Genomic DNA, 21,677 nt, shown 5'->3' on the forward strand with positions numbered 1-21,677 from the left:
GGGGGGGGGGGGGCCCGTTTCTCCGGAGCTATGCGGCGAGCTCAGCGCACGAAGCGGACTTCGGTGAGCGTCTCGCCGAGGAACGGCTCGGTGTGCGTGGCGCCGTCGAGCGTGAAGCCGTTGCGTGCGTAGAAGCGATGGGCGCGCGGGTTGTCCTCGGCCACCCAGAGGTACAGCGGCTCGTCCTTCTTGACCGCGGCATCGAAGAGCTTCTGGCCGAGGCCGGTGGAGTGCCACTTGTCGAGCAGGTAGATGAAGTACAGCTCGCGGAATGCCGGCGCGTCCTTGTCGCGGGCGGGCCCTGAGCCGACGAAGCCGACGATCTCGCCGTCGACCAGCGCGGCGCTCATGCTGAAGTCGTCGCCCTGTGCGGCCCAGTGGGTCCACAGCTCCGCCATGCGGCGTGGCGACACGCGCTCCAGCGCAGCCTTGCTGACGAGGTGGTCGTAGGTCTCGTGCCAGCACTGCGCGTGCACGCGTCCCAGAGCTTCCGCATCCACATCGCGGACCGGACGGATGATGACTTCAGGCTGGGCTTCGGCGCTCATGCCCGTGACTCTACGCGCGCCTCGGGCGAAGATGAAATCGAGCGACGCCGCTGTTCGATTCCCACAAAGGAGTTCGACGATCATGCGTCGCTGGCTACTATCGATCCTCGTGAACGTGATCTGGCGGACTCTTCTCGTGATGTGGCGTGCGCGCCGGCGACTGCGGCGCGACGGACGGATCGCGCCCGGCGATGTCGGGCGGATCAGAGTGAGCACCCTCCCCACAGACATAGACGTGCTGCGCCACATGAACAACGGACGGTATCTGTCGCTGTTCGACCTCGGCCGCTGGGATCTGCTCGTGCGCACGGGTATGGCCGACGCGATGAAGAGCAACGGCTGGTACGCCGTCGTCTCGGCCGAGACGGTCACGTTCCGCAAGTCGCTGCAGCTGTGGCAGCGCTTCGACATCGAGTCGCGCCTGCTCGGTCATGATGACAGGGCGATCTATCTCGAGCACCGCGCCGTGGTCGACGGGGAGATCTACGCGCGAGCGATCATCCGCGCACGGATGCTCAAGCGCAGCGGCGGCACGCTGTCGCACCAGGAGCTCTTCGCGGCCGTGGGGCGGCCGGAGGGCCTGCCTGACGTCGAGGCATGGGTGCACGAGTGGGCGACGGCATCCGCTCTTCCCTCGACACGTGCCGAAGCTCCGAGCCATTGGTGATGCGCGACACGCCCTACCGACGCTAACTTGGTCTGGTGATCCCGCTTCTCGCCACCATCGGACGCGTGCTGCTCGCCAGGTGGCCGTCGCTGCTGGCGTGGTATCTCGGCGGATCGCTGCTGCACCACTTCGGCATCGTCGTCGCTGGGTACGTCGGCGGCGTGAACTCGGCGTTGGGATTCCTCATCCTGCCGCTGGCGATCCTCGCTCGGCTGATCGCCTTCGTCGCGATGTTCCTCGTCGTGCGTGACGGCCTGCGGGAACTGCAGATGATCGCTCCGCTGCCGGATGCCGCCGCAGAACGCAGACGTACGTTCATGATCACGCTGCTCACGAGTATTCTGCCGTTCTTCGCGATCTATACGGCGTGGGGCTTTCTCCGCGACGACGTCCAGGCCTACTCGCTTCGCGCGCTGGCCGTGCGCAGCGGACTGATGTGGACGGCGTTGGCTGAGGGCACAGAGCCCGTGCAGGGCGAGGCTGCAACCGCACTCAGTCTGAATGTGCTGACGATCTTCACCATCGTCGCGGCTTTCTCCGCACGGTGGGCTTTCAAGCGTTTCAATCAGAAGCTGCCGAAGTGGACCGCGCTGCTGGCGGTGTACTTCGAAGCCGTCTGGGTGTTCTTCTCGCTCTTCCTGATCAGCGACGGCTTCGATTCGCTCGCGGCATGGGTCGACTCGCGGGTCGCGATCCAATGGGTCACGGATGTGCGCAGTTGGATCGGCGAGCAACTGGTGCCGGTGGCGTGGATCTGGGATGGCGTGGCCGCGACGATCGGCACGCTCACCGGATTGCTCGTGCAGCCGCTCGCCTGGCTGGCCATCGCCGGCGTCATCTACGGTCAGGCGATCGAAGCCGAGCAGCCGGGGCTGCAGAAGCGACTCACCGATACGGCGCAGAAGCGGATGAAGAACCTGCCGGCCACTGTCTCGCGATGGCTTGGTGAGCTCGCGAAGGAGTTCACCTCGCGCTTTCGTCCCATCGTCGACGCGATCGTGCTGATGTGGCGCGCGGGACCGGTGCTGATCGCCTCGTACGTGCTCGTCTACACCGTCGTGCTGGCGCTCGACCCGACGCTGCGGTGGCTGCTCAGCCGTGTGATCGGGCCCCACGATCTCAGCACCTTCTGGCGGGTGTTCTCAGACGCGCTTTTCCTGATCGTTCCGCTCGTGCTCGAGCCCATCCGCATCGCGGTGGTCAGCGGTGCGTACGATCGCACGCTCGGCCGCCTCCGCGGAAGCGCCGCTCAGGGATCGATGGCGAAGCGGATGACGGACGGCACTGCGGGGGTGGGCGCGACCTCGACCCAGAACGGACCCTCTGCATCATCCGGGACGATGAACGGCACGATCAGTTCGTAGGGACCGGCGGGGATATCGTCGCCGGTCACGCAACTGGTCGGCTCCTCTGAAGATGAGAGCAGGCCGAGCTGGAAGCGGGATTCGGGCCAGCGGATGCCGGTGCTCTGCTGCACGAGCGTCGGGGCGAAGCATCCAGGCAGTTCACCGTGCGGATCGACAGGGATCGCCGCGGCGATCACTCGGGCGTCGCTCGGCACAGTGAAACCCGTGGTGTCGGTGATCTCCGATGCGCGGATCGGCCCCCACGTCGTGTCGGCCAGGTCGATGCTGTCATCCTCTGCCACGTCCACGGGAATCGAATTCTGATAGAGGTAGTAACCCTGCCAGCCCTCCCATGCGATCGCACCGAATGTCACGGGCGTGAGTACCGCGATCGCTCCGAGCGCGACGGCGTTCCTGCGCCACCACCCCGTCATCGCGCCCACGCCGTCTCGGGCATGGCGAGCTCATCCGCAGGTTCGCGCTGATCGAGATCGATCGGCACCTCCAGCACCGAGTCCACCCGGCGGTCAGAGGTGAGCGAGAGCTGCAGCACGCCCGTGCCGGCGAGCTCGCTCAGCTCGAACGCCAGTGCACCCGCGTACGGCACGCCGGGGTTGAGTCGCTGGCCGAACAGCGAATCCATCCGCTCGCTCGCTCGGAACTCTCGTCCATCGAGCACGAAGACGGCTCCGTGCAGCGACACCGCACCGGTGATGTCGGCGAGCAAGGGCCCGGTGACACTCGCGGCCTCGAGGTCGACCACCAGCCAGTTCGCCTCGCTCCGCCAGCCGTCCGCGGCTGTGAGGAGCGTTGTCGTGCGCGCGTCGGTCACTGTGGCCACGATGTCGCGCCCGGTGACCGGTTCGCCGATCTTTCCTGTGACGAAGAACGGATCCGCCTCGGCGTCTTCGGCGGGGGCCGATGCCGAGACGATGCCGGCTGCGATCAGCAGCACGATCGTGGCGATCCAGGTCATGATGCGGCTCATTCGGACTCCTCAGCGGTGCCGAGATCTTCGACGGCGAGGTCCATGTGCCCGCCGACGCGTACGTCATCCCATGTGACGCCGTAGAGGACGAACTTGCCGACTCCGCGAGTCGCCGTCGACAGCAGCAGGCGGGCCTGTGCACCGTCGGTGTATGACGGAGCGGGCACGGGCCACGAGGCCACCACCCGCACCGGAATGCCCGGCTGCAGCCATGGCGAACCGGTGTCATCGTCCAGACGCGCGATAGAGGGCTTCACATCTTCCAGCCCCTCGATGCGAAGACCGCCCAGCGTGTCGGCCACGGCCGACGACCGTGCGAACTCGCTGAGATTGCGTACATCCATCACGAGGGAGAGCACACGCTCGCCGGGCTCGGGGAACACACCGGAGCCCCTGAGCTCGTCGACGACGGTGAGGCTCACCGGAGTCATCTCAACCTCCGCCCCCACGAACGTCTGGCCGAGCTCGAGCAATGGGGTCTTCGGCTTCGGCACCTCCGCCAGGCCCCCGAAGGCCGCGGTCGTGGCGAGGAAGATCACTGTCAGGCCCGTGCCGAGCCATTTCACCGGAACGCGGTCGATCGCACGCTGGGCGAGCGTGCGCCGAGCTGACGTCGGCGCCGTCAGCGGATTGGATGTCGCAGCGGTGACCACGGGCGTACCGAGTGGCGCCGAACCGCCCTGTGCACGGGCTATTTCCGGGCCGGCCGAGACGGGGGATGCTTTCGGCTGCGTCGCGGCCTGGGTAGCACCGAGAGCCGCAGCGATGTCTCCCTCAGCCGCGGCTCCGTTCTCCCCCTGGGACGCCGTCACGGCAACAGCATATTGTGCGCGCGAGCGGGGGAGAAGCCGACATCATCCCATAGCGGCCGTCACGCTTCAGATGCACGTGCTCCGCAGTGTCACCGCTGGGGACGGCGTGCACCGTTCTAGGCTGATCACATGTCAGAGTCGTCGCTGCACGGGGCCGATCAACTCGCGGATCAGGCGGTCGAACTCGCGCGTCGCTGGGTCGCCGAGGCGGCGGATGCCGAGGTCGATCCGGCCGCCTCGCGCCTCGCCGATCTGCTGCAGGACAAGAACGGTCTCCCGTTCACCCTCGGCTTCGTCGACGGCGTCATGCGGCCCGAATCGCTGAGTGCCGCTGCTGCCCGGCTGCAACGGATCGCCCCGATGGTTCCCGACTTCCTGCCCTGGTACCTGCGCGGCGCGGTGCGCATCGGCGGCGGTATCGCCCCCGTGATCCCCACACCGACCGTTCCGATCGCCCGGCGCGTGCTGCGCGAGATGGTCGGTCATCTGGTCGTCGACGCGCGTCCGGCGAAGCTGGCGGCCACGATCGAGAAGCTCCGCGAATCCGGTGCGCGACTGAACCTCAACCTGCTGGGCGAGGCCGTGCTGGGCGAGGCGGAGGCGAAGCGCCGGCTCGACGGCATCCACGAGCTGATCCGGCGCGACGATGTCGACTACGTCTCCGTCAAGGTCTCGTCCGTCATCAGCCACATGTCGATGTGGGCGTTCGATGAGATCGTCGAGGCGGTCGCGGCCCGTCTGCTGCCGCTGTATCTGACCGCGGCGTCGAACGGCACCTTCATCAATCTCGACATGGAGGAGTACCGCGATCTCGACCTCACGATCGCGGTGTTCACCCGCATCCTCGAGGACTCCCGCCTTCTGCGACTCGAGGCGGGCATCGTCCTGCAGTCCTACCTGCCCGATGCTCTCGAGGCTCTGCGCGAGCTCACGGCGTGGGCGAAGGCACGCGTCGAGCACGGCGGGGCGAAGATCAAGATCCGGCTCGTCAAGGGTGCGAACCTCGCGATGGAGCGGGTGGATGCCGTGATGCACGGGTGGCCGCTGGCCACCTACGACACGAAGCTCGACACCGACGCGAACCACCTGAGGCTGCTCGATGAGGCCATGCGTCCGGAGAACACGGCCGCCGTGCGGATCGGCGTCGCCGGCCACAATCTGTTCGGCATCGCATACGCCTGGCTGCTCGCCGGTGAACGAGGGGTCAGGGACGACATCGAGTTCGAGATGCTGCTCGGCATGGCGCAGGGCCAGGCGGACGCCGTCTCGCGTGACGTCGGCCCCGTGCTGCTCTACGTGCCAGTGGTGAAGCCGGACGAGTTCGATGTGGCGATCAGTTATCTGGTCAGGCGGCTGGAGGAGAACGCGGCATCCGAGAACTTCCTCTCGGCGGCCTTCCACCTGCACACGGACGAGTCACTGTTCGAACGTGAGCGGCTCCGGTTCGTCCGGGCACTGGAGCGGTCGGGGGACCGCACGATGCGGGAGGTGCCGTTCCGCATTCAGGACCGGCAGGCACCGGTGCACGAATCGCTGCGTCCGTCGACGCCGGCTCAGAACGACGAGGGCGATCTCACGAAGGCCGTTCTCGACATCGCGAGGGGATCGGACGGCTCGGACGGATCCGAGGGCGAGGCGTACGTCGAGACCGCCGTGTACTCGCGCCGCGAGTCGGAGTCCGATTCCGCGGGGGCTCCGGGTTTCACCAACACCGCCGACAGCGACCCGGTCCTTCCGGCGAACAGGGAGTGGGCGCGCGCCATCCGCGCCCGCGGCGAGGCCTCGACGGCCGGCGACTCGACGGCGCTCGACGCGAGGATCGACGACGCGGCACTGCTCGAGCAGAGGATCGCTCGGGTGCGTGCCGCGGCCCCCGCGTGGGGCGCGCGCCCTGCCTCGGAGCGGGCCGAGATACTCCTGCGCGCTGCGGCCGCCCTGGAGTCGCGTCGCGGCGAGCTCATCGAGGTCGCAGCATCCGAGACCGGGAAGGTGTTCGCCGAGGCGGATGTCGAGGTCAGCGAGGCCGTCGACTTCGCCCGCTACTACGGTGCGAAGGCGCGGGAGCTGGACACCATCGCCGGTGCGGCCTTCGAGCCATCGCGTGTGACGGTCGTCACGCCGCCGTGGAACTTCCCCATCGCGATCCCCGCGGGCGGGGTGCTCGCCGCGCTCGCCGCCGGATCCGGTGTGCTCTTCAAGCCCGCCCCGCAGGCCAGGCGATGTGCGGCAGTGGTCGCCGAAGCGCTGTGGCAGGCGGGCATCCCGAGAGACGTGCTCACCCTGATCGACATCGAGGAGGGAGATCTGGGGGAGCAGCTCATCACGCATGAAGCGGTGGATCGCGTCATCCTGACCGGTTCGTGGGACACCGCGGCGCTGTTCCGATCGTGGCGTCCTGATCTGCCCCTGCTCGCCGAGACCAGCGGCAAGAACGCCATCGTCATCGCGCCGTCGGCCGACCTCGATCTGGCCGTCGCCGATCTCGTGAAGAGCGCCTTCAGCCACGCGGGGCAGAAGTGCTCCGCCGCATCGCTCGCGATCCTCGTCGGCCCGGTCGGCCGCTCCAAGCGCTTCGCCCGCCAGCTGGCGGATTCGGTGCGCTCGCTCAACATCGGATGGCCCATCGACCCGCTCGCAGAGGTGGGGCCGGTCATCGAGGAGCCGCGGGGCAAGCTCGCATGGGCTCTGTCCGAGCTCGAGAGCGATGAGAAGTGGCTGATCAAGCCGTCGCTGGTGGGCGGCGATGACACCGGGCGGCTGTGGCGGCCTGGCGTCCGTGTCGGCGTGGAGGCGGGCTCGCGCACGCACCGGGAGGAGTTCTTCGGTCCGATGCTCGGCATCATGCATGCGCCAACGCTGTCCGCCGCGATCGATCTGCAGAACGACGTCGCGTACGGGCTGACCGCCGGACTGCACACGCAGGACCCGGATGACCTCGCGCTCTGGCTCGACCGCGTGCAGGCGGGCAATCTCTACGTGAACCGTGGCATCACCGGTGCGATCGTGCAGCGGCAGCCGTTCGGCGGCTGGAAGCGATCCTCGATCGGGCCCGGTGCGAAGGCGGGCGGACCCAACTATCTGATCGGCCTGGGGTCGTGGCGTTCCCTGCCGCGGGGCAGGGCATCGAGCACTCTGCATCTGCGGGGCCTCGACAGCCGCATCTCGGGGCTCATCGAGTCCGCGCAGTCGTCCCTGGAGTTCGAGGCCTTCGAATGGCTGCGTCAGTCGGCGTTGTCGGATGCGGTCGCCTGGGACCGCGAGTTCGGCCAGGTGCGCGATGTGTCGCAGCTCGGCATCGAACGGAACCTCTTCCGCTATCGGCCGACGCCCGTCGTGGTGCGGGCGACGGCGGATGCGCCGTTGCAGGACGTGCTGCGGGTCGTGCTCGCCGGCATCCGCTCCGGCGCCGGTTTCTTCGTGTCGATCGCCGACGGGCTCCCGGCGGCAGTGCGCGCGGCGCTCGGCGACCTGGGCGCCCTCATCGCCGTGGAGAGCGATGCCGAGTGGATCGAGCGGATGCTGCGACGAGAGGAGGGGTCGGCCGACGAGGTCCTCGCCGCCGACCGACCCGACCGCGCCTCCGGCTCCCGCGTGCGACTCGTGGGCGGGCGCAGCGCTGTCGCCGCCCTGCGCCGCTCGCTCGCGGAGGCGCTCGCCGGCGATCCCGACGTCGCCGTCTACGACGACGAGGTCACCTCCGCCGGACGACTGGAGCTGCTCCCGTTCCTGCACGAGCAGGCGATCAGCATCACCGCGCACCGTTTCGGCAATCCGGACGACTGGAGCGCCGACGTCATCTGACCGACCATGATGTAAAGGATTCTTGACACGGCCGACATTGGGGCGGTACATTGACTGTGTCAAGAATCTTTTACACCGGAGGCGCGTCATGGTCTACACGGAACGCAACACCTGGTCGACGCTGATCGCTACGGCCATCATCATCCCCGGCTACATCGTCGTCATCCTCCAACAGGCGGCCGGCGGCCCTCTCACATCGGTGGACTGGTTCCCGATCATGCTGTGGGCGATCGGGATCAGCATCGCCGCCACGATCGTGGTCAGCATCCTCTGGGGGATCTTCGCCGGGCTCCGAGACCCGAAGGGCGCGACCACCACCGACGTCCGCGACCGTGACATCGACCAGATGGGCGGTCGCGTCGAGCACGCGTTCCTGGTGATCGCAGGTCTCGGTGTCATCGTGCTCTGCGCAGTGGGGGCTGACGTGTTCTGGATCGCGAACACCATGTTCCTCGGATTCGCGATCTCCACTTTCATCGGCAGTGTCGCGCGGATCGTCGCCTACCGCCGGGGGCTCATCTGATGGTCAAGCCCACACTCGTCACCAACAGCATCCGCTCCATGCGGGAGGAGGCCGGGATCACCCAGGCCGATCTCGCCGGCCGCATCGGCGTCACGCGGCAGACGCTCATCGCCATCGAGCAGGGCAGATACTCGCCCACGCTCGAGCTCGCCTTCCAGATCGCCCGCGCATTCGAGGTCGGCATCGACGACCTCTTCCAGTATCCGGAGGGTTGAGATGACCACGACAGCGATCCCGACGACGATGACCGCCTGGGTCGGCGCCGACTACGGACCGGCGGCGCGCACAGCGCAGCAGCGGGTCGACGTGCCGCGTCCTGGCGCGGGCGAGGTGCTGCTGAGGGCGCGGGCGACCGCTCTCGCGGCCGGCGACGTGCGCCTGCTGCTCGGGGACCCTCTGCTCGCGCGGCTCGCCTTCGGGTTGCGGCGTCCGAAGCAGCCGATCAGGGGCATAGACGTCGCCGGCACGATCGTCGAGGTCGGCGAAGGCGTCGCACGGGAGCGCATCGGCGAGGAGGTCGTCGCGGAGCTGAACGCCGGCGGAGGGCTCGCGGCATACGTGGTCGCCCCCGTCGCGCGGCTCACGGCTCGTCCTGATGACGTCGATCCCGGTGTCGCGGCGACGCTGTCCGTCTCGGCCGGGACCGCGCAGCAGGCGCTCGATCTCGCCAAGGTCGGTGCGGGCGATCGTGTGCTGGTGCTCGGTGGTTCTGGCGGGGTGGGCACCTTCGTCGTGCAGCTCGCCGTGGATCGCGGCGCCGAGGTCGACGCCACGTGCAGTGAACGCAACCGCGCCCTCCTGGAGCGGCTCGGCGCGACGCGCGCCTTCGACGATCGCACCGCGTCTGCGCCGGCGCCCTCCGCGGGCGGATACGACGCGATCATCGACATCGTCGGCGAGCGGCCGCTGCGCGCACTGCGCGAGCTGCTCGCGCCGGACGGCACGCTCGTGATGGTCGGTGGGGGAGCAGGCAGCGTGCTCGGTCCTCTGCCGCGGATGCTGCATGCAGCGTTCCTCTCGATCGGCTCCGGTCGACGCATGCGCCCGCTGATGGCCGTGCCGAAGCAGGAGATGACGGCTGCGCTCATCGACCTCGCCCGCGCGGGCAGGGTCACCCCTGTGATCGAGCGCACGTACCCTTTCTCGCAGGCATCCGATGCGCTCGCCCACGTCGAGGCCGGTCACGCGGTCGGCAAGGTCGTCGTCAGCGTCGAAGGATGAGCCGCGATCGTGCGACACCGGCGCGCGGCTGGCGCGTCCACAGATTCGGATGCCAGAATGAACTCCGGCGTGCCTGCGTCGCATCTTCCCCGCTAGTCTCTGCAATGAGCGACGGGTCGAACTTCCGCCGGGCCCCTGGACAGCGTCCGCCGCATCTCTTCGAGGAGCAAGATGTCGACGCCAGAAACCGTCACCGCCCCCACGACCGCCCGCACCGCGCAGCACCGCCGGTACCTGATGTGCCGCCCGGAGCATTTCACGGTCAGCTACAAGATCAACCCGTGGATGGAACCGGCCAAGCCCACCGACACCGCGAAGGCCGTGGCGCAGTGGCAGAAGCTGCACGACCTCTACCTCGAGCTCGGTCATGAGGTCGAGCTGATCGATCCGCTCGAGGGCTTCCCCGACATGGTCTACACGGCCAACGGCGGTTTCGTGATCGACGGGCGCGCCTACGTGCCGAAGTTCCGTTTCGTCGAGCGCGCCGGTGAGGCGCCCGCATTCGCGGACTGGTTCCGCGCGAACGGCTTCGACACCGTCGAGCCGGAAGAGGTCAACGAGGGCGAGGGCGACTTCCTGCTCGTCGGCGACACGATCCTCGCCGGCACCGGCTTCCGATCCACCGGCGACAGCCACCGCGAGGTGGGTGAGGTCTTCGGACGCGAGGTCGTCTCGCTGAACCTCATCGACCCGCGCTTCTACCACCTCGACACCGCCATCTCGGTGCTCGACCCGGTCGAGGGTGCGGCGAACGGCGGCCCAGAGCGCGCGAACATCGCGTACCTCCCCGGCGCTTTCGACGACGCCAGCCGCGCGATCCTCGAGCAGCGCTTCCCCGATGCCATCCTCGTCGCCGATGCGGACGGCGCCGTGTTCGGGCTGAACTCGGCGAGTGACGGGTACAACGTCATCATCTCGCCCCGCGCCACCGGCTTCGAGAAGCAGCTGCGCGAACGCGGCTACAACCCGATCACCGTCGATCTGTCCGAGCTGCTGCTCGGCGGCGGCGGCATCAAGTGCTGCACGCTCGAGCTGCGGGCATCTGGCGACGAGGAGAAGACCGCATGACCCTCTCGACGGCTCCGGCGGAGACGCACGTCGCGCAGAACTACAGCCCGCTGCCTGTCACCGTCGCGTCCGCCGAGGGCGCCTGGGTCACCGATATAGAGGGCAAGCGCTACCTCGATCTGCTCGCGGCGTACTCGGCCGTGAACTTCGGTCATCGGCATCCCGAGCTCGTCGCCACGGCCAAAGCGCAGCTCGACCGGGTGACGCTCGTGAGCCGCGCGTTCATGAGCGACCGGCTCGAGCCCTTCGCCGATGCGCTCGCCCGCCTGTGCGGCAAGGAGATCGTGCTGCCGATGAACACCGGTGCCGAGGCCGTCGAGACCGGCATCAAGGTCGCTCGCGCATGGGGCTACCGCGTCAAGGGCATCGCACCCGGCAAGGCGCGCATCGTCGTCGCCGCAGGCAACTTCCACGGCCGCACCACGACGATCGTCAGCTTCAGCGACGACGAAACAGCACGCGACGACTTCGGCCCGTACACGCCGGGGTTCGACGCGGTGCCTTTCGACGATGCGGATGCCGTCGCCGCCGCGATCACGGATGACACCGCGGCCGTGCTGGTCGAGCCGATCCAGGGCGAGGCCGGCGTGATCATCCCGCCTGAGGGCTATCTCGCACGCATCCGTGAGATCTGCACCGAGAAGAACGTGCTCTTCATCGCGGATGAGATCCAGGCCGGGCTCGGCCGCGTGGGCGAGACGTTCGCGTGCGATCGCGAAGGCGTCGTCCCCGATCTCTACCTGCTGGGCAAGGCGCTCGGCGGCGGCATCCTTCCTGTGTCGGCCGTGGTCGGCGATCGCGACGTGCTCGGCGTGATCCGCTCCGGCGAGCACGGTTCGACCTTCGGCGGCAACCCGCGCGCGGCCGCGGTCGGGTTGCGGGTCGTCGAGATGCTGGAGACGGGCGAGTTCCAGGAACGCGCACGCACGCTCGGCGCGCACCTCGAAGAGGGGCTGCTGAAGCTCGTCGGCCACGGGGTCACCGCGGTACGGGTCGCTGGGCTGTGGGCCGGGGCCGACATCGATCCGGCCCACGGCACCGGCCGCGAGATCAGCGAGAAGCTCATGCAACGGGGTGTGCTCGTCAAGGACACGCACGGCCAGACCATCCGCATCGCTCCGCCGCTCGTGATCCGCAGCACCGAGATCGACTGGGCGCTCGAGCAGTTGAGACTGGTGCTCGAGGGCTCCGCTCAGTCGTGAAGGGCCGTGGCCTCGACGCCGCGGTGGAGGGTCTCCGGAAGGAATCGGATCCCGACGATGCCGATCACACTGAGCACGACGAGGTAGACGGCCACGAGCCACGGTGACCCGCCGGTGGGGGCCACCAGCGCCGTCGCGACGAGCGGCGCGGTGCCGCCGACCAGAGCGGCCGGGATCTCGCGCGAGATCGCGATCCCGCTCCAGCGCATCCGGGTGGGGAACAGCTCGGCCAGCATCGCGGCGCTGACGCCGATCGTCCCGCCCTGGATCACGGCGAGGCCGAGGATCAGCGACAGTCCGACGAGCCACGAGTTCTCGGTGTTGAACAGCCAGAACATCGGGAATGCGAAGACCACTCCGAAGATCGCGGCGGCCATCAGCACCGGCTTGCGGCCGATGCGGTCGGCGAGCCGGCCGCACAGCAGCGTGACGGGGATCGTGAGCAGTTCTGCGACGACGAGACCGATCAGTGCGTGCGTCGGGTCGACCGACAGCGTGCCCGTCGTGTAGTTGAGCGAGTACGTCTGCACGACGTAGACCCACGGCAGCGCGAAGACGAACAGCGCCATGCCGGGGATCAGGATCCGCCAGTGCGTGCGGACGGCCTGGACGAGCGGCGCCGAGGTCACCTCGCCCTTGCGCTCGGCCGCCTCGAAGGCCGCCGTCTCCTTGACCCGCAGACGGAAGTACAGCGCGAATGCGACGATGGCGATGCTCGCGACGAAGGGGATGCGCCAGCCCCACGCCAGGAACAGCTCGCTGGGCATCATGCTTACGAGGGCGAAGCAGCAGGTGGCGAGCGCCATGCCGACGTACACGGCCGAGCCGGGGAATCCGGCGACGAACGCGCGGTTCTTCGTGGGCGACGATTCGCTGGCCATGGTCATGGCGCCGGCGAACTCCGCACCGGCTCCCGCCCCCTGGAACAGTCGCAGCACGATCAGCATGATGGGCGCCCAGATGCCGATCGTCTCACCGGTCGGCAGCAGCCCGATGAGGGTCGTTGCCAGGCCCATCATCAGCAGCGTCGTGAGCAGAGTGGCCTTGCGGCCGATGCGGTCGCCGAAGTGCGCGAAGATCAGGCCGCCGATCGGACGGGCGCCGAAGCCGACCGCGAACGTCGCGAACGCGCCGAGGGTGCCCGCGAGGCTGCCGGCACCGGGGAAGAACAGCGGTGCGAACACCAGGGCCGACGCCAGGCCGTACAGGGTGAAGTCGTACCACTCGATGATCGTTCCCACAGAGCTGCCGATGATGGCGCGGCGGCGCTGGTCCTTGGAATCGAGTCCGGATCGGTCGATCTCGGTGGCGGCGACGTCAGTCATGTCACTCCTTCGTGGGCGGTCCTCCCCACGGTAGAAGTCGGCGCGACGAACCGACGATGTGCGTTTCGCACACGATCATCACGACTGCATGCGCAGACAGCACATCGGCATCGGAGCGCTCAGCGCACCGGAGGCTCCTGATCCTCTCCGTGCGACGGCACGTCCTGATCGTCGTAGCCGGAGAGCTCGTCGGCAGACACGAGATCGTCGACGTCGAGCGTCGCAGGACCGGCATCCGCTCGGCCCTCCGTGCTGAGCAGCTCGACGGGGATGCGGATCGGCGTGGGCGGCGCGACGGGCAGACCGAGGCGGCGCTGGAGGTTGCGCAGCCAGCGGGGCGGCGCGCCGAGGAGCCCCGTCTCGTCGCGCGACTCGACCTCGAGGCCGTAGTAGTCGCCGATCTTGTCGATGAGCTGCGCGCGTTCGGCTCTCGCGTACGCGCGTCGCTCGCGAGTGAACGCCACCACGGTCGACCAGCAGATCAGCAGCATGACGACGCTGAACGGAAGGGCGATCGTGATCGCGGCCGTCTGCAGAGCCGTCAGGCCGCCGGCGAGCAGCAGCGCGATCGCGAGTGCGGCTGTCACCAGCACGAAGAAGGTACGGATCCAGCGCTTCGGGTTCTGCTGCCCGCCCGTGGCGATCATGCCCATCACGAGCGCTCCGGAATCAGCCGACGTGACGAAGAAGATGCCGATGAGCAGGATGACGCCGATCGTGATGATCTGCTCCCCCGGGACGTGCTCGAGCATCTGGAACAGTGCGCCCTGCAGATCGACCTCGCCCTCCGCGTTCAGCAGCGCGCCGGGGTTCTGAAGCTCGATCGCGAGCGCGGAGCCGCCGAGCACCGAGAACCAGAGGATGCCGAGCAGCGTCGGAACGAGGATGACGCCGGCGACGAACTCGCGCACCGTGCGCCCCTTGGACACCCGGGCGATGAAGATCCCCACGAACGGCGCCCACGAGATCCACCAGCCCCAGTAGAACGAGGTCCACTGCGCCTGCCACTCCTCACCGGCGGTGCCCTGGAAGGCGCTCACGTTGAACGAGAGTCCGACGAAGTTCTGGACGTAGTAGCCGATCGACTGCACGAAGTCGCGCAGCAGGAACTCGCTGGGTCCCATGACGAGGAGGTAGAGCACGAGGATGCCGGCCAGCACGAGGTTCGCGGTCGATAGCCACTTCATGCCCTTGGTGACACCCGAGAGCACCGAGGCGAGCACGAACACCGAGATGACCAGGATGATGATGACCTGGGTGGTCGCATCAGGCTTGACCATGCCCGCCGAATCGAGTCCGGCGCTGATCTGCAGCACCCCGAGGCCGAGGGATGTCGCGACGCCGAAGAGCGTTCCCACGAGTGCGATGATGTCGATCGCGTGACCCCAGCCGCCCTCGACGCGCTTGCCGAGCAGCGGCTCCAGCGTCCATCGGATGGAGATCGGACGCTTGCGGCGGTGGATGGCGTATGCGAGGGCGAGACCGATGACGACGTAGATCGACCACGCGTGCACGCCCCAGTGCAGATACGTCTGCCCGAGCGCTGCCTGCGCCAGTTGCTCCGGAGTGCCGGTCACGCCAGGACGGGGAGTGACGAAGTGGGTCAGCGGCTCTGACACGCCATAGAACACCAGCCCGATGCCCATGCCGGCAGCGAACAGGAGCGAGAACCAGCTCATCAACGAGAACTCCGGCTCGTCGTCGTCCTTGCCGAGCTTGATGTCTCCGAACCGGCTGAACCCGAGGTACAGGCTGAACGCCACGAAGACCACGGCGATGAGCACGTAGTACCAGTTGAACGCGTTGACGATCGTGGTCTGGATCGTCTTGAACATGCTCTCGGCGATGCCGGGGGCGATGAGCGTGAAAGCCACGAACACGATGACGATCACGGCCGCCGGCCAGAACACCCAGCGCTGCACCGGCGGGAGCGAGCGTTTCGGCGCCGGATCGAGGGCGGTGTCGGCGGTGGGTGAAGGGCCCTGATTCTCGCTGTTCTCCGGTGCGCTCATCCCTCCACGCTAGCCAGATACGCGGGCGAGCGGGAGTGTCAGTCCGCGCGCACCGTGCGGATCGGCGTGGTGGCGGCGGCGACCTCGTCGCTGAACTCGACCGGGTCGGCGCGCACCACGGAGATCGGACGGGTCTCGTCGAGCGTCAACCGGAAACGCGTGTTCTCGCGTCGATGCAGGCGACCCGAGGCCAGCATCCACGTCACTCCGGCCGCCATGGCGACGAGGCCGGCGATGCCGCCGAACATGATCGACGCGCGGGGGCCGGCGGCATCCGTGATCCAGCCGGCGATCGGCGCACCGATCGGCGTCGACCCCATGACGACTGCCATGTACAGAGCCAGCACGCGCCCGCGCAGCGCCGGATCGGTCGTCGTCTGCACGTACCCGTTCGCGGTGGTGAGCATCGTCACCGTGGAGAATCCGACGAAGATCAGGACCGTGGCGTAGCTCCAGTAGCTCGGCATCCAGGACGAGATCATCGATGCCAGACCGAACCCGCCGGCCGCGAGCACGAGCACGCGGATGCGCGCCCTGTCGCGGCGCGCGGCGAGCAGTGCGCCCACGAGCGATCCGATCGCCAGCACCGAGCTGAGGACGCCGTATCCATCGGCCTCGCGGCCGAATTCGAGGGCCATGGTCGAGGCGTAGATCGGGAAGTTCATCCCGAACGCGCCGATCAGGAACACCATGACGAAGGTCACCTTGAGATCGCTCCGACCCCACACGTACCGGAAGCCCTCGGCGAGACGCGTGCGTCCGGTGTTCTTGATGCGGGGGAGCAGCTCGCGCGAGCGGATCAGGGCGAGCGCGATGAGCATCGCGAGGAAGGTGGCGGCGTTGATCACGAAGACCCAGCCGGTGCCGACGGCGACGATGAGCAGCCCTCCGACTGCGGGGCCGATGAGCCGTGCCATGTTGAACGACGCCGAGTTCAGCGCGACGGCATTGGATGCGTCACCGATCGAGACCATGTCGGAGACGAAGGCCTGGCGGGCCGGTGCGTCGAACGCGTTCGTGATCCCGAAGGCCAGCGCGAAGCAGAACATCAGCGGCAGCGTCATGACGCCGGTCAGCAGCAGCGCCGCGACGCCGAGTGCGAGCGCCATGAGCACGGTCTGCGTGAGCAGCAGGATCTTCCGTCTGTCGAACCGGTCGGCGACCCAGCCGGTCAGACTGACCAGGACGAGGGGAGGCCCGAACTGCAGGGCCATGGTGAAGCCCATCGCCGTGGCGTCGTTGTCGGTCAGTTCGGTGAGCACGACCCAGTCCTGGGCGGTGGCCTGCATCCAGCCGCCGACGTTCGACACGAGAGCGCCGAGGAACCAGATCCGGTAGTTGAAGGAGCTGAACGAACGGAACATCGCGGTCATCGCTCGGCCACCTTCCGCATCAGGGACGCCGCTTCTCGGAGCGTGCGCAGCTCGTCGTCGGTGAAGTCGAACTCGGCGAGCGCGTCGGCGAGCGCGGCATCGCGCTTCTGCACGGTCGCCGCGACGACGGCGATGCCGGCGTCGGTGATCTCGATGTAGACCCGGCGTCGATCGCTGTCGCTCGGAACCCGGATGACGTGGCCGCTCTCGGCGAGGCCGTCCACGATGTTCGACATGGTCGGGGCGCTCACCCGCTCGCGCTGCGCGAGCTCTCCCACCGGCAGTCGTCCGTTGCCTCGGAGGCAGGCGAGCACGGCGAACTGCGCATCGCTGATGCTGTCGACGGCGCGCTCGCGGCGGAGGCGCCGGGCGAGGCGGAAGGTGGCGAGGCGGAGATCGGTGGCGGTGGCGTGGAGAAGATCGTCAGGTTCGGTCATTACTTAGGTAGTCTAACTAAATTTCCTGAGAATGGGGAGGGCAGAATGGATGCTGTGAACATCGCACTCGAGCTCGCCGTCCAGGATCCCGCCGGAGTGCGCATCGCGCGCGAGGTCGGTGCGGCCAGGGTCGAGCTGACCCAGGCGCTCGCACTCGGCGGCCTGACGCCTTCGCCGGCGACGCTGGAACTCGCGCGTGAAGCCGCGGGGGAGAGCGGTCCGGAGATCCACGTGCTCATCCGCCCGCGTGCCGGCGGGTTCCACTACGACGCCGACGAGATCGCCGTGTCTGTGCGCGACGTGGCATGGGCCGTCGCGAACGGCGCCGACGGCGTGGTCGTCGGCGCGCTCGACTCTTCCGGCTCCCTCGACCTCGATGCGATGGCGCGCCTGCGGGACGCCGCGGGCGGAGCCTCCGTCACATTGCACCGCGCGATCGATGTGACCGCCGACCCGCTGTCGACCCTGGAGCGGGCGATCGAGCTCGGGCTGCGTCGCGTGCTCACTTCCGGCGGAGCCTCGACGGCGATCGACGGAGTGGACACGCTGCGTGCGTTCGTCACCGCAGCCGGCGGTCGCATCGAGATCATGGCGGGAAGCGGCGTGGGGGCGGCCGGGGCCGTGGCGCTCGCCGCCACCGGGGTCGATGCGCTGCACTTCTCCGCCAAACGCGCCATCGCCCCCGAGGGGGCGGGCGTGCGGATGGGGTCCGCCTCGGACGGGGTTGGCGGTCACGAGATCACCGATCGCGTCGCCGCCTTCGCCGTGCGCGAGGCGCTCGGCATCTGACGCAGGCGACGGCCGTCTGCGATTGTGACGGCCGACGCGACACCCGCTGACGCCGAGGTGGCACGATCCGTAGACTCGACGCATGCCCCAGACTTCGGAGTTCACCGACGCGCACGGCGTCGCGATCGTCTACGACGTCCACCAGGCGGTGGGGGCGGCTCGTGGTGTCGTGCAGCTCCTGCACGGCGTCGGCGAGCACGCGGGTCGCTACGGAGCCCTCATCGACGCGCTCACCGGCCACGGCTTCATCGTGTACGCCGATGATCACCGCGGACACGGGCGCACCGGCATCCGCCAGCACGACGGAAAGCCGGGGCGACTCGGAAAGCTCGGCAAGGGCGGGCTCCGCGCCGCGAAGGAGGCGATCTGGCAGCTCACCGGCATCATCCGCGCCGCGCATCCCGCCCTTCCGCTCGTGCTGCTCGGGCACTCCTGGGGGTCCTTCCTGGCGCAGATGCTCGTCAACGAGCATCCGGAGGCGTGGGATGCCGTCGTCCTCTCCGGCTCGGCTCTGCGCACCCCTCGCGACCTGAATGCGGCACCGTTGAACGCGCGGTGGGAACTGGCCGACGCGACAGGCTACGAATGGCTCAGCCGTGATCCTGCCGTGTGGAAGGCGTTCGATGACGACCCGCTCACGACGAACGTGCCGCTGCTGAAGCTGTTCGGCCCGATCGAGGCGCTCAAGCTCTACGGACGTCCCGCGAAGAGTCTCGGCCACGACATCCCGATGCTGCTGCTGGTCGGCCGCGACGATCCGGTCGGCGGCCCGCACAGCGTGCACAAGCTCGCCGACGAGTACCGCAGCCGATCCGGCCTCACCGACGTGACGACACTGGTGTACCCGGATGCGCGGCATGAGATATTCAACGAACTGCAGCAGGAGGAGGTGCGCGCCGACCTGCTCGCCTGGCTCGACAAGCACATCCCCGCGCCTGCCGACGGCGCTGCGGCTTAAGCTGTATTCGTGCATGGTGAGTACAAGGTCCCCGGTGGAAAGCTCGTCGTCGTCGATCTCGAGGTCGAAGAGGGGCGACTGACCGACTTCCGTCTCGCGGGAGACTTCTTCCTCGAGCCGGACAGCGCGCTCGAGGACATCAACGCCGCGGTCAACGGGCTGCCGGCCGAGACGGACGCCACGGCCATCGCCGCAGCGGTCCGCGAGGCGCTGCCCGCGGGGGCGCAGCTGCTGGGGTTCAACCCCGAATCCGTCGGCACCGCCGTGCGCCGCGCGCTCGTCACCGCTCCGGGGTGGCGCGACTTCGACTGGGAGGTCGTGCACGAGAAGGCGGTCTCGCCGCGCATGAACCTCGCACTCGACGAAGTGCTCACGTCGCGCGTCGGCGAGGGTCGTCGGCGCCCCACCCTGCGGATCTGGGAATGGGACGAATCGGCCGTCGTGATCGGCTCCTTCCAGTCGTACCGCAACGAGGTCGACCCCGAGGGCGCCGCCAAGCACGGCTTCGACGTCGTCCGTCGCATCTCCGGCGGCGGGGCGATGCTCATGGCAGCCGGCCAGATCATCACGTACTCGCTGTACGTCCCCGCATCCCTCGTGCAGGGGCTGACATTCGCCGATTCCTATGCGTTCCTCGACGACTGGGTGCTGCAGGCGCTGAAGTCGGTCGGCGTCGATGCGACGTACCAGCCGCTCAACGACATCGCGAGCCCCACCGGCAAGATCGGCGGTGCGGCCCAGAAGCGTCTCGCGAACGGCGGTGTGCTGCATCATGCGACGATCTCCTACGACATCGATGGTCAGGTCATGACCGAGGTGCTGAGGATCGGGCGCGAGAAGCTCAGCGACAAGGGCACGACCTCTGCGGCGAAACGAGTCGACCCGCTCCGCACGCAGACCGGTCTCAGCCGCGCCGAGATCATCGAGAGCTTCAAGGCGACATTCCGATCGCTGACCGATGCGGAGGACGGCGAGATCACCGCCGACGAGTACGCCGATGCCGAGGCGCTCGTGGAGTCGAAGTTCGCGACCGATGCGTGGCTGCATCGCGTGCCGTGACAGACGCACCGGGCTCCGTCTCGATCGTCCAGGGCGACAACCTCGCCGTCGCGCAGACCCTGCCGTCGGCATCCTTCACTCTCGTCTACCTCGACCCGCCCTTCAACACGGGGCGGGCGCAGAACCGCCAGGTGGTGACCGCGCGCCGCGCCTCCGGCGAAGATGAGCAGGCAGGTGAGATCCGGCACGGCTTCCATGGGCATCAGTACGAGCGGGTGCGCGGCATGCTGCGCACCTACGACGACAGCTTCGACGACTACGGCGACTTCCTGATGCCCAGGCTCGCGCAGGCGTGGCGCCTGCTCGCCGACGACGGCACGCTCTACCTGCACCTCGACTACCGTGAGGCGCACTACGCCAAGGTGATGCTCGACGCCGTGTTCGGGCGCGACTGCTTCCTCAACGAACTCATCTGGGCGTACGACTACGGCGCGAAGTCCCGCAGGCGCTGGCCGACCAAGCACGACACGATCCTGGTGTACGTGAAGACGCCGGGGCAGCACGTCTTCAATTCGGACGACATCGATCGGGAGCCGTACATGGCCCCGGGGCTCGTCACTGCCGAGAAGGCCGCGCGTGGAAAACTGCCCACCGACGTCTGGTGGCACACCATCGTCCCGACCACAGGGCGGGAGAAGACCGGCTATCCGACGCAGAAGCCCGAGGGCGTCATCCGCCGGATCGTGCAGGCGTCCAGCCGTCCTGGTGATCGGGTGCTCGACCTCTTCGCCGGCAGCGGCACGACCGGAGCCGTGGCATCCGCCCTTGGGCGGGACGCGGTGCTGGTCGACGACAATCCCGAGGCCGTGCGCGTCATGACGCAGCGCATGCCGCACGCCGAGGTCACGACGCTCTGAGCACCCGACCGTCCTGAAGCTCCAGGACATCGTCGACCGAGGCGAACTCCGCGACGTCGTGCGTGACCGCGATGACGCCGGATCCGGTCTCGGTGAGCCGGTCGATCGTGGCCGCGATGATCTCGCGCGAGCGCGCGTCGAGCCCGGCCATCGGCTCGTCGAGCAGCACGAGGTCGGCGCGCTGCACGAGGGCCTGAGCGAGGAGCGCGCGCTGCCGCTGCCCGCCGGAGAGGGTGCCGATCGGGCGTCGGGAGAGGTCGGCGAGCCCGACGGTGGCGATCGCATCGCGCACGATCTCTCGATCGGCCCTGCGCGCCGGGCGCCAGGCGCCGAGCCGTCCCCACGTGCCCATGGTGACGATGTCGGTGACGCTCAACGGCAGGTGCGGGGCGAGCGGCGTGGATTGGGGCACGAGTGCGATGCGGATGCCGGGGCGCAGATCCACGACCCCGCGGTGCGGGGTGAGGAGCCCGGCGGCCACCGAGAGAAGAGTCGACTTGCCCGATCCGTTGGCTCCGGTGATGGCGAGCAGGCGCCCGGCGTGCGCCTCGGCGTCGACACCGCGCAGGGCCGGGTGGCCGTCGAGATCGACGGCGACGTCACGCAGGGCGAGGACGCGCGTGGTGGGCAGAAGCAGTGGCGGAGATGACACGCCTCTCATTATTGCAAATGAAAATCGTTCTCAATAACT

General features: G+C 68.3%; 21 protein-coding genes. 12 read left to right on the forward strand and 9 right to left on the reverse strand.

All coding sequences use genetic code 11. The features are described from left to right. Positions 1-41: 41 nt before the first annotated feature. On the reverse strand, positions 42-548 hold the full coding sequence (locus ACNPNP_RS02245; protein ID WP_448964442.1) for a GNAT family N-acetyltransferase: 507 nt from the start codon (positions 546-548) through the stop codon (positions 42-44). A gap of 109 nt (positions 549-657) precedes the next feature. Between ACNPNP_RS02245 and ACNPNP_RS02250 the strand changes: the two genes are divergently transcribed. Next, complete coding sequence (locus ACNPNP_RS02250) at positions 658-1,215, forward strand: thioesterase family protein (protein WP_448964509.1); 558 nt, start codon at positions 658-660, stop codon at positions 1,213-1,215. Positions 1,216-1,250: 35 nt separating this feature from the next. Continuing rightward, positions 1,251-2,579: a hypothetical protein gene (locus tag ACNPNP_RS02255; RefSeq protein WP_448964443.1), complete on the forward strand. Its 1,329-nt coding sequence runs from the start codon at positions 1,251-1,253 to the stop codon at positions 2,577-2,579. Here the strand turns inward: ACNPNP_RS02255 and ACNPNP_RS02260 are convergent. From ACNPNP_RS02260 to ACNPNP_RS02270, 3 genes are read right to left on the reverse strand one after another with little or no spacing between them, the layout of a single operon-like run. Beyond that, positions 2,465-2,995 (reverse strand): hypothetical protein, encoded by a 531-nt coding sequence (locus ACNPNP_RS02260; protein WP_448964444.1) that lies wholly within the window; start codon positions 2,993-2,995, stop codon positions 2,465-2,467. The genes ACNPNP_RS02255 and ACNPNP_RS02260 overlap by 115 nt on opposite strands. Continuing rightward, positions 2,992-3,549 carry a hypothetical protein gene (locus ACNPNP_RS02265; protein WP_448964445.1) on the reverse strand — a complete coding sequence of 186 codons (558 nt, stop codon included), beginning with the start codon at positions 3,547-3,549 and terminating at the stop codon, positions 2,992-2,994. Before ACNPNP_RS02265 ends, ACNPNP_RS02260 begins: the two co-directional genes overlap by 4 nt. Beyond that, positions 3,546-4,361 (reverse strand): hypothetical protein, encoded by an 816-nt coding sequence (locus tag ACNPNP_RS02270; protein WP_448964446.1) that lies wholly within the window; start codon positions 4,359-4,361, stop codon positions 3,546-3,548. Before ACNPNP_RS02270 ends, ACNPNP_RS02265 begins: the two co-directional genes overlap by 4 nt. Before the next feature lie 129 nt (positions 4,362-4,490). On the opposite strand from ACNPNP_RS02270, the gene ACNPNP_RS02275 reads away from it, so the two are divergent. The 6 genes from ACNPNP_RS02275 to rocD all read left to right on the forward strand — a co-directional run bounded on the left by ACNPNP_RS02275 (position 4,491) and on the right by rocD (position 12,176). Further along, on the forward strand, positions 4,491-8,162 hold the full coding sequence (locus tag ACNPNP_RS02275) for a proline dehydrogenase family protein (RefSeq protein ID WP_448964447.1): 3,672 nt from the start codon (positions 4,491-4,493) through the stop codon (positions 8,160-8,162). Between the two features lie 88 nt (positions 8,163-8,250). Beyond that, positions 8,251-8,685, forward strand: a complete 435-nt coding sequence (locus ACNPNP_RS02280; RefSeq protein ID WP_448964448.1) for a hypothetical protein — start codon at positions 8,251-8,253, stop codon at positions 8,683-8,685. Then, complete coding sequence (locus ACNPNP_RS02285) at positions 8,685-8,900, forward strand: helix-turn-helix transcriptional regulator (protein ID WP_448964449.1); 216 nt, start codon at positions 8,685-8,687, stop codon at positions 8,898-8,900. Before ACNPNP_RS02280 ends, ACNPNP_RS02285 begins: the two co-directional genes overlap by 1 nt. Before the next feature lies 1 nt (position 8,901). Further along, a complete protein-coding gene (locus tag ACNPNP_RS02290; RefSeq protein WP_448964450.1) occupies positions 8,902-9,906 on the forward strand; it encodes an NAD(P)-dependent alcohol dehydrogenase in 1,005 nt (334 codons plus the stop codon). Between the two features lie 171 nt (positions 9,907-10,077). Then, on the forward strand, positions 10,078-10,974 hold the full coding sequence (gene ddaH / locus ACNPNP_RS02295) for a dimethylargininase (protein ID WP_448964451.1): 897 nt from the start codon (positions 10,078-10,080) through the stop codon (positions 10,972-10,974). Further along, positions 10,971-12,176: an ornithine--oxo-acid transaminase gene (gene rocD / locus ACNPNP_RS02300; protein ID WP_448964452.1), complete on the forward strand. Its 1,206-nt coding sequence runs from the start codon at positions 10,971-10,973 to the stop codon at positions 12,174-12,176. Before ddaH ends, rocD begins: the two co-directional genes overlap by 4 nt. On the opposite strand, the gene ACNPNP_RS02305 is transcribed toward rocD, so the two are convergent. The 4 genes from ACNPNP_RS02305 to ACNPNP_RS02320 form a co-directional block, all read right to left on the reverse strand. After that, a complete protein-coding gene (locus ACNPNP_RS02305) occupies positions 12,167-13,501 on the reverse strand; it encodes an MFS transporter (RefSeq protein WP_448964453.1) in 1,335 nt (444 codons plus the stop codon). The genes rocD and ACNPNP_RS02305 overlap by 10 nt on opposite strands. Positions 13,502-13,620: 119 nt before the next feature. Next, the gene (locus tag ACNPNP_RS02310) at positions 13,621-15,513 is read right to left on the reverse strand and encodes a BCCT family transporter (protein WP_448964454.1); all 1,893 of its coding nucleotides are present in this window, start codon (positions 15,511-15,513) and stop codon (positions 13,621-13,623) included. 38 nt (positions 15,514-15,551) lie between these two features. Next, positions 15,552-16,877 (reverse strand): MFS transporter, encoded by a 1,326-nt coding sequence (locus tag ACNPNP_RS02315; protein ID WP_448964510.1) that lies wholly within the window; start codon positions 16,875-16,877, stop codon positions 15,552-15,554. A gap of 5 nt (positions 16,878-16,882) precedes the next feature. Continuing rightward, positions 16,883-17,323: a MarR family winged helix-turn-helix transcriptional regulator gene (locus ACNPNP_RS02320; protein WP_448964455.1), complete on the reverse strand. Its 441-nt coding sequence runs from the start codon at positions 17,321-17,323 to the stop codon at positions 16,883-16,885. Between the two features lie 45 nt (positions 17,324-17,368). Between ACNPNP_RS02320 and ACNPNP_RS02325 the strand changes: the two genes are divergently transcribed. The 4 genes from ACNPNP_RS02325 to ACNPNP_RS02340 all read left to right on the forward strand — a co-directional run bounded on the left by ACNPNP_RS02325 (position 17,369) and on the right by ACNPNP_RS02340 (position 20,986). Then, positions 17,369-18,112: a copper homeostasis protein CutC gene (locus ACNPNP_RS02325; protein WP_448964456.1), complete on the forward strand. Its 744-nt coding sequence runs from the start codon at positions 17,369-17,371 to the stop codon at positions 18,110-18,112. An 82-nt stretch (positions 18,113-18,194) separates the two neighbouring features. Then, positions 18,195-19,070, forward strand: coding sequence for an alpha/beta fold hydrolase (locus ACNPNP_RS02330; RefSeq protein ID WP_448964457.1), 876 nt, complete (start codon positions 18,195-18,197; stop codon positions 19,068-19,070). Positions 19,071-19,079: 9 nt separating this feature from the next. Further along, positions 19,080-20,129 (forward strand): lipoate-protein ligase LplAB, encoded by a 1,050-nt coding sequence (locus ACNPNP_RS02335; protein ID WP_448964458.1) that lies wholly within the window; start codon positions 19,080-19,082, stop codon positions 20,127-20,129. Beyond that, positions 20,126-20,986, forward strand: a complete 861-nt coding sequence (locus ACNPNP_RS02340) for a DNA-methyltransferase (protein WP_448964459.1) — start codon at positions 20,126-20,128, stop codon at positions 20,984-20,986. Before ACNPNP_RS02335 ends, ACNPNP_RS02340 begins: the two co-directional genes overlap by 4 nt. Here ACNPNP_RS02340 and aztA read toward each other — a convergent pair. Next, positions 20,973-21,638 carry a zinc ABC transporter ATP-binding protein AztA gene (aztA, locus tag ACNPNP_RS02345; protein WP_448964460.1) on the reverse strand — a complete coding sequence of 222 codons (666 nt, stop codon included), beginning with the start codon at positions 21,636-21,638 and terminating at the stop codon, positions 20,973-20,975. The two genes, ACNPNP_RS02340 and aztA, sit on opposite strands and share 14 nt — an antisense overlap. Positions 21,639-21,677 lie beyond the last annotated feature (39 nt).

It is taken from the genome of Microbacterium xerophyticum, assembly GCF_053543555.1.

Coding starts and splice junctions, on each gene's coding strand:
- ACNPNP_RS02285 (WP_448964449.1), top strand. CDS start 8,685: ATGGTCAAGCCCACACTCGTCACCAACAGCATCCGCTCCATGCGGGAG.
- rocD (WP_448964452.1), top strand. CDS start 10,971: ATGACCCTCTCGACGGCTCCGGCGGAGACGCACGTCGCGCAGAACTAC.
- ACNPNP_RS02315 (WP_448964510.1), bottom strand. CDS start 16,877: ATGTTCCGTTCGTTCAGCTCCTTCAACTACCGGATCTGGTTCCTCGGC.
- ddaH (WP_448964451.1), top strand. CDS start 10,078: ATGTCGACGCCAGAAACCGTCACCGCCCCCACGACCGCCCGCACCGCG.
- ACNPNP_RS02265 (WP_448964445.1), bottom strand. CDS start 3,549: ATGAGCCGCATCATGACCTGGATCGCCACGATCGTGCTGCTGATCGCA.
- ACNPNP_RS02260 (WP_448964444.1), bottom strand. CDS start 2,995: ATGACGGGGTGGTGGCGCAGGAACGCCGTCGCGCTCGGAGCGATCGCG.
- ACNPNP_RS02280 (WP_448964448.1), top strand. CDS start 8,251: ATGGTCTACACGGAACGCAACACCTGGTCGACGCTGATCGCTACGGCC.
- ACNPNP_RS02290 (WP_448964450.1), top strand. CDS start 8,902: ATGACCACGACAGCGATCCCGACGACGATGACCGCCTGGGTCGGCGCC.
- ACNPNP_RS02320 (WP_448964455.1), bottom strand. CDS start 17,323: ATGACCGAACCTGACGATCTTCTCCACGCCACCGCCACCGATCTCCGC.
- ACNPNP_RS02325 (WP_448964456.1), top strand. CDS start 17,369: ATGGATGCTGTGAACATCGCACTCGAGCTCGCCGTCCAGGATCCCGCC.
- ACNPNP_RS02310 (WP_448964454.1), bottom strand. CDS start 15,513: ATGAGCGCACCGGAGAACAGCGAGAATCAGGGCCCTTCACCCACCGCC.
- ACNPNP_RS02245 (WP_448964442.1), bottom strand. CDS start 548: ATGAGCGCCGAAGCCCAGCCTGAAGTCATCATCCGTCCGGTCCGCGAT.
- ACNPNP_RS02330 (WP_448964457.1), top strand. CDS start 18,195: ATGCCCCAGACTTCGGAGTTCACCGACGCGCACGGCGTCGCGATCGTC.
- ACNPNP_RS02275 (WP_448964447.1), top strand. CDS start 4,491: ATGTCAGAGTCGTCGCTGCACGGGGCCGATCAACTCGCGGATCAGGCG.
- ACNPNP_RS02305 (WP_448964453.1), bottom strand. CDS start 13,501: ATGACTGACGTCGCCGCCACCGAGATCGACCGATCCGGACTCGATTCC.